Source organism: Mesorhizobium sp. M0751, from assembly GCF_040320265.1.
In the GTDB taxonomy this organism is placed as follows: Bacteria; Pseudomonadota; Alphaproteobacteria; order Rhizobiales; family Rhizobiaceae; genus Mesorhizobium.
Map to the genome: position 1 here is coordinate 63,128 of NZ_JAMYPH010000002.1, position 9,171 is coordinate 72,298.

The 9,171-nt window shown below is 63.6% G+C and carries 12 protein-coding genes; 5 read left to right on the forward strand and 7 right to left on the reverse strand.

The genetic code is table 11. From position 1 onward, the window contains the following. Window positions 1-32 precede the first annotated feature (32 nt). Window positions 33-662, reverse strand: a complete 630-nt coding sequence (locus NKI19_RS02860) for a J domain-containing protein (RefSeq protein WP_254816626.1) — start codon at window positions 660-662, stop codon at window positions 33-35. A 133-nt stretch (window positions 663-795) separates the two neighbouring features. Here NKI19_RS02860 and NKI19_RS02865 point away from each other — a divergent pair, with 133 nt between their 5' ends. Then, window positions 796-1,098 carry a BolA family protein gene (locus NKI19_RS02865; RefSeq protein WP_352489390.1) on the forward strand — a complete coding sequence of 101 codons (303 nt, stop codon included), beginning with the start codon at window positions 796-798 and terminating at the stop codon, window positions 1,096-1,098. A gap of 5 nt (window positions 1,099-1,103) precedes the next feature. Here NKI19_RS02865 and NKI19_RS02870 read toward each other — a convergent pair whose 3' ends face one another. From NKI19_RS02870 to NKI19_RS02895, 6 genes are all read right to left on the reverse strand, one after another. Continuing rightward, window positions 1,104-1,496 carry a type II toxin-antitoxin system VapC family toxin gene (locus NKI19_RS02870; RefSeq protein ID WP_352564731.1) on the reverse strand — a complete coding sequence of 131 codons (393 nt, stop codon included), beginning with the start codon at window positions 1,494-1,496 and terminating at the stop codon, window positions 1,104-1,106. A gap of 2 nt (window positions 1,497-1,498) precedes the next feature. Then, window positions 1,499-1,732, reverse strand: coding sequence for a type II toxin-antitoxin system Phd/YefM family antitoxin (locus NKI19_RS02875; RefSeq protein WP_352489389.1), 234 nt, complete (start codon window positions 1,730-1,732; stop codon window positions 1,499-1,501). A 161-nt stretch (window positions 1,733-1,893) separates the two neighbouring features. Further along, on the reverse strand, window positions 1,894-2,703 hold the full coding sequence (locus NKI19_RS02880) for an alpha/beta hydrolase (protein WP_352489388.1): 810 nt from the start codon (window positions 2,701-2,703) through the stop codon (window positions 1,894-1,896). A 40-nt stretch (window positions 2,704-2,743) separates the two neighbouring features. Then, entirely contained in the window at window positions 2,744-3,640 is an 897-nt protein-coding gene (locus tag NKI19_RS02885) for an HlyC/CorC family transporter (protein WP_352489387.1), read from the reverse strand. Then, window positions 3,637-4,758: a 3-dehydroquinate synthase gene (aroB, locus tag NKI19_RS02890; protein ID WP_352489386.1), complete on the reverse strand. Its 1,122-nt coding sequence runs from the start codon at window positions 4,756-4,758 to the stop codon at window positions 3,637-3,639. Before aroB ends, NKI19_RS02885 begins: the two co-directional genes overlap by 4 nt. Further along, window positions 4,755-5,357 (reverse strand): shikimate kinase, encoded by a 603-nt coding sequence (locus NKI19_RS02895; RefSeq protein WP_352451197.1) that lies wholly within the window; start codon window positions 5,355-5,357, stop codon window positions 4,755-4,757. The genes aroB and NKI19_RS02895 overlap by 4 nt, the downstream gene beginning before the upstream one ends. 158 nt (window positions 5,358-5,515) lie before the next feature. On the opposite strand from NKI19_RS02895, the gene NKI19_RS02900 reads away from it, so the two are divergent. The 4 genes from NKI19_RS02900 to NKI19_RS02915 all read left to right on the forward strand — a co-directional run bounded on the left by NKI19_RS02900 (window position 5,516) and on the right by NKI19_RS02915 (window position 9,166). Further along, on the forward strand, window positions 5,516-5,665 hold the full coding sequence (locus NKI19_RS02900) for a hypothetical protein (protein ID WP_023677884.1): 150 nt from the start codon (window positions 5,516-5,518) through the stop codon (window positions 5,663-5,665). Continuing rightward, window positions 5,662-6,579 (forward strand): site-specific tyrosine recombinase XerD, encoded by a 918-nt coding sequence (locus tag NKI19_RS02905; protein ID WP_352489385.1) that lies wholly within the window; start codon window positions 5,662-5,664, stop codon window positions 6,577-6,579. The genes NKI19_RS02900 and NKI19_RS02905 overlap by 4 nt, the downstream gene beginning before the upstream one ends. 99 nt (window positions 6,580-6,678) lie before the next feature. After that, window positions 6,679-7,629, forward strand: a complete 951-nt coding sequence (locus NKI19_RS02910; RefSeq protein ID WP_352489384.1) for an acetyl-CoA carboxylase carboxyltransferase subunit alpha — start codon at window positions 6,679-6,681, stop codon at window positions 7,627-7,629. A 211-nt stretch (window positions 7,630-7,840) separates the two neighbouring features. Beyond that, window positions 7,841-9,166: a L,D-transpeptidase family protein gene (locus NKI19_RS02915; RefSeq protein ID WP_352489383.1), complete on the forward strand. Its 1,326-nt coding sequence runs from the start codon at window positions 7,841-7,843 to the stop codon at window positions 9,164-9,166. Window positions 9,167-9,171: the final 5 nt, after the last annotated feature.

Consider the following 9,171-nt stretch of genomic DNA (forward strand, 5'->3'; position numbering starts at 1 on the left):
AAGTTGGAAAGCGACACGAACCGTATGGTCGCTCAGCACAAACCTGCCTGCTTGAGCACGCGATACGCCTGGAGCACATCGCGGAACCGGTCTTCCGAACCTCTGTCGCCGCCATTCGCATCCGGATGGTGGCGTTTCACAAGTTCCTTATAGCGCGCCTTGATATCCTTGCCACTTGCCTTTGTATCAAGGCCAAGCGTTTCCAGTGCCTTGGCCTCAAGCGGCTTGGCCTTACGCTCGCGGGCTTCGCGCGGGTCCTTCGGGCCTTTGAACAGGTCGAACGGATCGCGCATGCGATTGTAGTAGCCGGCGCGGCCAGAGCGCGCCTGGGCGAAGTCTGGCGAGGAGCGCGTCGAGGCGCCGTTGACGCCCATTTTCCAGGTCGGCCGGTGACCGGTCATGGCTTCCTTCTGGAAGCGCGCGATCTCGGTGTCGGGAACGCCCGAGAAATAATTGAAGCCCTTGTTGTACTCGCGCACATGGTCGAAGCAGAACTGGAAATACTCGCCTTCCTTCATGCGTCCGACCGGGGCGCGGTGGGTACCGGCCTCCTTGCAGCCATCCCACTGGCAGATCGGCGAACGCGACTTCAGCTCCGCGTCCTTCTCCGGGCGGATGCGAATCTTCTCGAAATATTTTGGGTACGGCTTCATCTCACCCATTTATGGGCTGTTCGCGGATGCGAAACAAGAATTGACATTTTCGCGATGATCGCCCTAACCGCTGAATCGCGGCATAAAACCGGCGAATGGCGAATTTTGTGCGATGACATAGATGTGGTGAAGGGAAGCGGCGATGTCCATACAGGCAACGATGGAAGATAAGCTGAAAAAGGCGTTTTCGCCGGAACGGCTGGACGTCATCAACGAAAGCCATCTCCATGCCGGGCATCATCATGTGGATTCCGGCCATCACGCTACCTTCGACGGCGCCGGCGAAACGCATTTCCGCGTCCGCATCGTCGCCCCAGCCTTTGCCGGCATGAGCCGCGTCGAACGTCACCGCGCAGTCAACGATCTGCTGGCCGAGGAATTGAAATCCGGCGTCCACGCCCTGGCGATCGAGCCGGCAGCGCCCGGCGAAACGACCCGCTGGTAGTTGCCCTACCAGATTGTCTTTACATATCGATAGTCTCGCAGCTTCTGATCCGCGGTCACCAAAGGTGCCGCAAATTTTCGACTGGTCGCAACAATGATCCGATCGGCCGGATCCTTGTGAAATTCTCCCGGAAGTTCGGCACTATTCACGGCAATCTCATTGTCGACGGAAATGAAGCTCAGTTTTTCAAGCTTGCTGACCGTCGCCAGCCATTCACCCACATCCATCGATAGCAGGAGGCGCCCCCTGGAAATCAGCATGGCGATTTCCCATGCTGATATCGAGGAGATCAAAATCTCGCCGCCTATCCTCTCCCGCTCGATTGCGCGAAGTGCTGGTTCTGAAAGCAGATCGGTCTCACCGCCGACCCAGCGGACGAGAACATGCGTGTCCAGCACGATCAATTGCTGGCTTCCCAATCATCTTCGGCCACCGGATCCGTGGGCCGGTCGTAACGCAGGACAGACCCACGCAGCACCTCCAAAGGGTCGCGCGCAACCGGTTCATAGCGTCGTATCTCCAGTGTGGGCTGGCCGTGATCGGTCACAATGATTGGCTCGCCACTCGTTTCAACCTGACGAAAATACTCAAGAGCCCTTGCCTTGAACTTCGATTTCGACACCTGCGCGGCCATGCGCCACCTCAATGAACAAAATTGCCGTTCACTATGTAGGATTAGAAGTGACCATGGTCAATGACCACGGTCACAGCAATCGCTCGGCTTAGCCGTCCCTCGTTCCCCGCGTCCGCGCGCCCCTCACCTGCCTGCCGCCATCCAAAAGATGCGCTGGTAACTCAGCCGAGGCTCGCCCTCAGGAAAGCCATCACCGCAGCTGTCAATGCATCGCCTTCGGTGCCGAAGTCGCGATTGATCGACATGTGCGAATAGGCGCTGCCGTCGAACAGCGTGACCCTGGTTCCGGTTGCACGCAGACGCCCGGCGAAGGCCTGCGCGTCCGCCGCGCGGGCTTTCGCCCGCGAATGGGCGATGAAGGTCGGCGGGTGCTTGCGGCCTTCGACGTAGGTGACAGGCGACAGCGCGCGCCACTGCGCCGGATCGGGAAAGGCACGGGCATAGACCCCTGCCATGCCGCCGCTCCTGGCCAGTGCCGCCAAATCGTAAGCCCTGGTGTCGTCGAGGATCAGCGCCGCGACGCCGGGCAGGCCGCCGCGCAGCCCGGTCAATGCGACGAGATGGCAGCCGGCCGAATGGCCCATCGCGACGATCCGGTCCGGATCGCCGCCATGCCTGGCAATGTTGGCGCTGATGTAGCGATAGGCCAGTTCGACATCCGCCGCCTGGGTGGCGACGTCGGCCTCGGGCAGCATCCGGTAGTCGATCGAGACGAAGCAGAAGCCATTGTCGAGCAGGAAACCAGGCTTGGAGTTGACATTGTTGCGGTTGCCGACCCGCCAGGCGCCGCCATGGACGAAGAAGACGACCGGCAGGCCGCTTGCGCCGTCGCGGGAATAGATGTCGAGCTTGGCCGGCCCATAGTCGAAGGTTTCGGGCGATGGCGAACGCAGCCGCGATGCGGCACGAGCCTGCCCCGGCAGCAGCGCCGCCATCGACGCCAGAAGCAGGCTTCGCCGATCGATCCTCATAAACGCCTGACTGCCCACGGCTGCCACAAGGCGCGCACTGTCATTCGCCAAGCATCGCCGGCTTGATCCTCAGCCGCGCGATGCGGTTCTTGTCGCGCTTCATCACGACGAAGCGCTTGCCGTGAAACGTAAAGGCCTGCTTTTCGTCCGGGATCGATTGCGCCTCGTGGATGACAAGGCCGGCAATGGTGGTTGCCTCCTCGTCCGGCAGGTTCCAGTCGAGCGCCCGGTTCAGGTCGCGGATCGGCACCGTGCCGTCGACGACGACGGAGCCGTCGGCCTCCTGCTTGACGCCCTGGATGTCGATGTCGTGCTCGTCGGCGATCTCGCCGACGATCTCCTCGATGATGTCTTCCAGCGTCACCAGTCCTTCGACCTCGCCATATTCGTCGACGACGATGGCGAAATGCGCCTTGCGGCGCAGGAAGGCATTGAGCTGCTCCTGCAGCGTCGTGGTGTCGGGCACGAACCACGGTTTCGACGCGATCTTCATCACGTCGATCCGGGAGAAATCGTTGCCGACCTCGTTCAGCGCGCGCAGCAGATCCTTCGCGTGCAGCACGCCCACAATGTTGTCGAGCGACCCCTTCCACAACGGCATGCGGGTGTGCGGGCTCTGCAGGATCTCGCGAACCACCGCTTCCGGCGGGTCGTCGGCATTGACCGAGCGCATATTGGTGCGGTGGACCATGACGTCCGACACTTCGAGCTCCTCGAGGTCGAACAGGCCGCCGATGCGGGCGCGGTCCTCGCGCACCACCTGGCCGTCGCGGCGGAAATCATTGACGGCGCCGCGCAGTTCCTCGCGCGCCGAGCGCTGCGGCTCGATGCGTTGCAGCTCGTAGCCGAAGCCGGCGAGCAGGTGCCGGCGCAGGACGAAGCCCAGCAGGCCGAGGCCGGCGAGCACGGCAGCCGCGATCCAGCCGGCCTGGCTCATCCCGGATGATTCTCCCTGAGGAATGCCAGCACTTCCGAGGCCGGCACATCCCGGGCGATAAAGGCCTGGCCGATGCCGCGCGTCAGGATGAAGGTCAGCGCGCCGCGCGACACCTTCTTGTCCTGGGTGATGAAGGAGAACAGCGTCTCGGCGTCGGGCAGTTCGCCTGGAATGTCGGCCATGCGCCAGGGCAAGCCGACGGCGCGAAGATGCGCCTCGACACGCGCCGCGTCGTCGGGGCTCGCCAAATTGACCCTTGACGAAAAGCGGTGCGCCAGCGCCATGCCGATGGCGACGCCCTCGCCATGCACGAGCCTTGCGCCGTCATAGCCGGTCGCCGCCTCCAGCGCATGACCGAAGGTGTGGCCGAGATTGAGCAACGCGCGGTCGCCGGTCTCGAACTCGTCGCGGGCAACGACGTCGGCCTTGGCGCGGCAGGCCTCGGCAATGGCCTTTCCCCGCTCCGGCCCGCCGGCAAACACTTGGCGCCAGTTTTCTTCCAGCCAGGCGAAGAACTCGGGCCGGTCGATCAGCCCGTATTTGGCCAGTTCGGCATAGCCGGCGCGAAACTCGCGGATCGGCAGCGTGTCGAGCACTTCGGTGTCGGCCAGCACCAACTTCGGCTGGTGGAACACCCCGACCAGGTTCTTGCCGCGCTTGCTGTTGATGCCGGTCTTGCCGCCGACGGAGGAATCGACCTGCGCCAGCAGCGAGGTCGGAACCTGCACGAAGTTCATGCCGCGCCGCGCGATGCCGGCGGCAAAGCCGGCGAGGTCGCCGATGACGCCGCCGCCGAGCGCGATGACGACGTCGCCGCGCTCCAGCTTGGCGGCCAGCACGCCGTCGACCACCTCTTCGAGATGCGCAAAGCTCTTGGTCTTTTCGCCGGGCGGCAGCGTGATGACGGCATGTTGGATGCCACCGCTTGCCAGGCCGGCCGCAAGCGTCGCGAGATGCGCGCTAGCCACGTTTTCGTCGGTGACGACCGCCGCCCGCGTGCCCGGCAGACGGCGTGAAATCTCGGCGCCGGCGCGTGACAGCAGGCCGGGACCGATCAAAATGTCGTAGGCACGCTCGCCAAGCCCGACTTCGACAGAGACCGTTGCATCAGCGCTCACGACCGCACCTCGTCAATATCGGCAACGCCGAGATGGCCGCGCAGCGCGTCCACCACTTCGGCGGCAATGATCTCCTTGCGGTCGTCGCGGGTCGGCACGATGACGTCGGCCGCGGCATAAACCGGGTAGCGTTCCGCCATCAGCCGTTCGAGCACGGCGCGTGGATCGGCGCTTTTCAGCAGCGGCCGGTTCTGTTTCTTGGAAACGCGCTCCATCAACAGGTCGATCTCGGCCTTCAGCCAGACCGAAACGCCATGGCTGGCGATCGCCTCGCGCGTCTGCGCGTTCATGAAGGCGCCGCCGCCGGTCGACAGCACCTGCGGCCCGTGCTCCAGCACGCGCAGGATGACGCGCTGCTCCAGCGCCCGGAACTCCGCCTCGCCATAGCGCTCGAACAGGTCCGGGACGCTCATGCGCGAAACGGTTTCGATCTCCTGGTCGCTGTCGATGAAGGGCAGTGCCAGCATCGCCGCCACCTTGCGGCCGATCGCCGTCTTGCCGGCGCCCATCAGCCCGACAAAGACGATGGAACGGCCGCCCAGCCGGCCGAGCAGCGCGGCATGGCTCTCGCCCGGAGGATTTGCTGGTAGCGCATTCATGCTTCTAGGGCCTCTTTGCCGGCGTATCGACATCAAAAGCCTGTTTGCGTCAAGCGCGGCGCAACCGGGACTATGGGCTTCACCCTTGAATTGGCCGGATTGGCGTCTCATAAGGGCACAGGGTTGGAAATGCAGAATAAGACGACGGGCGAAAATTAATGCCAACACTGTTTCGCTTTGTCGTGACGCTCGCGATTCTGGCCGGCATTGTCTATGGCGCGATGTTCGCCCTGGTCATGTTCGTCGAGCCGAGAAAGGCGGAAATGAGCGTGCGTATCCCTCCGGAAAAGCTCAATCCCAAAAAATGAACAGCGCCGCCCGCATCGAAGCTTTCCTGGAGATGATGAGCGCCGAGCGCGGCGCGGCCGAAAACACGCTTTCCTCCTATCGCCGCGACCTCGAGGACGCTTCCGCCGGGATCCGCGGCGGGCTTGCCGCTGCCACCAGCGCCGACATCCGTGCCTATCTCGACGACATCGCCGCGCGCGGCTTTGCCGCCACTTCGCAGGCGCGCAAATTGTCGGCGATCCGGCAGTTCTTCAAATTCCTCTACGCCGAAGGCCTGCGCGGTGACGATCCGACCGGCACGCTCGACAGCCCGAAGAAAGGCCGGCCGCTGCCGAAGACAATGAGCGAGGCCGATACCGGCCGGCTGCTCGACCGCGCCGCGCAGGAGGCGATCGACCCCTCGGCCAACGACGGCGACAGCCTGGCGGCGCTGCGCCTGCACGCGCTGGTCGAGGTGCTCTACGCCACCGGACTGCGGGTTTCGGAGCTGGTCGCCCTTCCCGTGACGGTGGCGCAGCGCGACGACCGCTTCTTCATGGTGCGCGGCAAGGGCAACAAGGAGCGCATGGTGCCGCTATCGGCCAAGGCCCGCACGGCGATGCGGACCTGGCTTGCCGCACGGGCAGCGGTGCCGGCTTTTGCCGACAGCCCGTTCCTGTTTCCGGCTGCCTCCGACAGCGGCTATCTCTCGAGACAGGTCTTTGCCCGCGAGCTGAAAGGGCTTGCCGCGCGAGCCGGCATTGCCACGGCGAAGATATCTCCGCATGTGCTGCGCCATGCCTTCGCCAGCCATCTGCTGCAGAACGGCGCCGATCTCAGGGCCGTGCAGCAGTTGCTCGGCCATGCCGATATTTCAACGACGCAGATCTACACGCATGTGCTGGAGGAGCGGCTGGTGCGTCTGGTCAACGATCATCATCCGCTTGCCGACTAGGCGTCATGTCGCTATGTGAGAACGACGTTCCACCGCGCCCAGCCTGCATTTTCAGGCTTGCGTCAGTCATTGCCTTCCGACTTGCCGGTCCGCCCAAGAATGTACAATTACCTCGATTTCGAAAAGCCCGTGCAGGATCTCGAAGGCAAGATCATCGAGCTGAAGAAGCTTGCCGAGAACGGCGAGGCGGTCGATGTCGGCGATGAGATCGCCCGTCTCGAGAAGCGCTCGCGCGATGCGCTGCGCGACGCCTACAAGGCGCTGACGCCGTGGCAGAAGGTGCAGGTGGCGCGCCATCCGGACAGGCCGCATTGCATCGACTACATCAAGGGCCTGCTTACTGATTTCACGCCGCTCGCCGGCGACCGCAATTTCGGCGAGGACCAGGCGATCGTCGGCGGCTTCGCCCGCTTCCGTGGCGAGCCGGTGGCGATCATCGGCCAGGAGAAGGGTTCAGACACGGCAAGCCGGCTGAAGCATAATTTCGGCTCGGTGCGGCCGGAGGGCTACCGCAAGGCGGTGCGGCTGATGGAACTCGCCGACCGCTTCCAGATCCCGCTGCTGACGCTGGTCGACACGGCCGGCGCCTATCCCGGTGTCAACGCCGAAGAGCGCGGCCAGGCGGAAGCCATCGCCCGCTCGACTTCGGCCTGCCTTGGCCTGAAGGTGCCGTCGATCTCGGTGGTGATCGGCGAAGGCGGCTCGGGCGGCGCCATAGCGATCGCCACCGCCAACCGCGTCTACATGCTCGAACACGCCATCTATTCGGTGATCTCGCCGGAGGGCGCCGCCTCGATCCTGTGGCGAGACACCACGCGGTCCAGGGATGCGGCGACCAATATGAAGATCACGGCGCAGGATCTGCTGGAGCTGAAGGTCATCGACGCCATCGTTGCCGAGCCGCTCGGCGGCGCCCATCGCGCCCCAGAAACGGTGATCGCCGCCACCGGCGACCTTATCGCCAGGACGATGAAGGAATTCTCCGGCGCCAACACCGACTTCCGCGAGCATCGCCGCGAGAAATACTTGGCGATGGGCCGCAATCTGTAATCAACGCAGGCATGCGGCCTGAAATGTGACGGCGTGGAGCAATTTCGCCACAAAAATGCCGCTGCATTCGGCTCAGTGAGCTTGCCGTAAGGGGACGCTCCAGCATGCTTGCGGTAAGGAATTTTCAAGGTTAACGGGCTTAGGGTCCGTCAGTGGTCGGTTTAGCAGCTGCGGAATCCGCGGCGCAGAGATGAAGACGATAGCGATATCCATGTTAGCCAAGCTTGCCCGCACCGGAGTTCTGATCGCTGCGATCGGCGTCGCCGGCTGCAATAATGCTTCGATGAAGGATTTTGCGCCGCAAGCCAACAAGCCGCTGCCGGACAAGATCCTGGCCGAGATGAAAGCCAAGGGCATGGTCCGCACCTCCTCGGTGATGGCCCGCATCTTCAAGGAAGAAGGCAAGCTCGAAATCTGGAAGGCCAAGACCAACGGCCGCTACGACCTGGTCGCCAGCTACGACATCTGCAAATGGTCGGGCAAGCTCGGGCCGAAATTCACCGAAGGCGACCGCCAGGCGCCGGAAGGCTTTTACACGGTCCGCCCGGCACAGATGAACCCGCGGTCGAATTACCACCTGTCCTTCAACATCGGCTACCCGAACGCCTATGACCGCGCCAATGGCCGCACCGGTTCGAACCTGATGGTCCATGGCGCCTGCTCGTCGTCTGGCTGCTATTCGATGACCGACGCGCAGATCGAGCAGATCTACGCGTTCGGCCGCGACGCCTTCCAGGGCGGCCAGACCGAGTTCCAGATCCAGGCTTTTCCGTTCCGCATGACTGCAGCCAATATGGCGCGCTATCGCAACGACCCGAACTACGAATTCTGGAAGATGCTGAAGGTCGGCTACGACAATTTCGAGGTCACCAAGGTGCCGCCGAAAGTCGACGTCTGCGAGAAGCGCTACGTCTTCAACCAGGTTGCGGCCGACGGCTCGACCTTCAATCCGACCGGCCCTTGCCCTGCAACCACCCAGCCCGATTCGCTGAAGAGCGCCATCAACGCTTATCAAAGTACCTATGAGGCGGCCTTCAACGGCGCCGTCAAGGCCAGCGTGCCGGCGCCCAAGCCGACCATCGCCGGGATCAAGGAAGCCAGCATCGTTTCCGACTGGTCGAAACGGCGTGCCCGCGGCGAACGCGTGCCGATCGAGCCGCCGTCGCTCAACCCGGACGGCACGGTGACCGAAACGGCGCGCATGGGCCGCGTCGATTCGCCGGCAGGCCGCAAGATGGCGGCGCTCGACGCCGAAAAGGCCGCCAAGCAGAAGGCCGAGGAACAAAGGCTAGCCGCCATAGAAGCGGCCAAGGCCGCGAAAGAGGCAGCCAAGGCGCAGGCCCTGGCCGAGAAGGAAGCTGCCAAGGCGCAGGCGCTGGCTGAAAAGGAAGCTGCCAAGACCGCCGCCGAGATGCCTGTCGCCACCGCCACCGTAGCGCCATCGGAAGCCGCCCCGGCGGTCGAAACGCAGGCTGCGGACGCCGAAAGCACGGCGACAAGGTTGAAGAAAAAGCTGCTCGGCATGTTTGGCGGCTGAGTTTC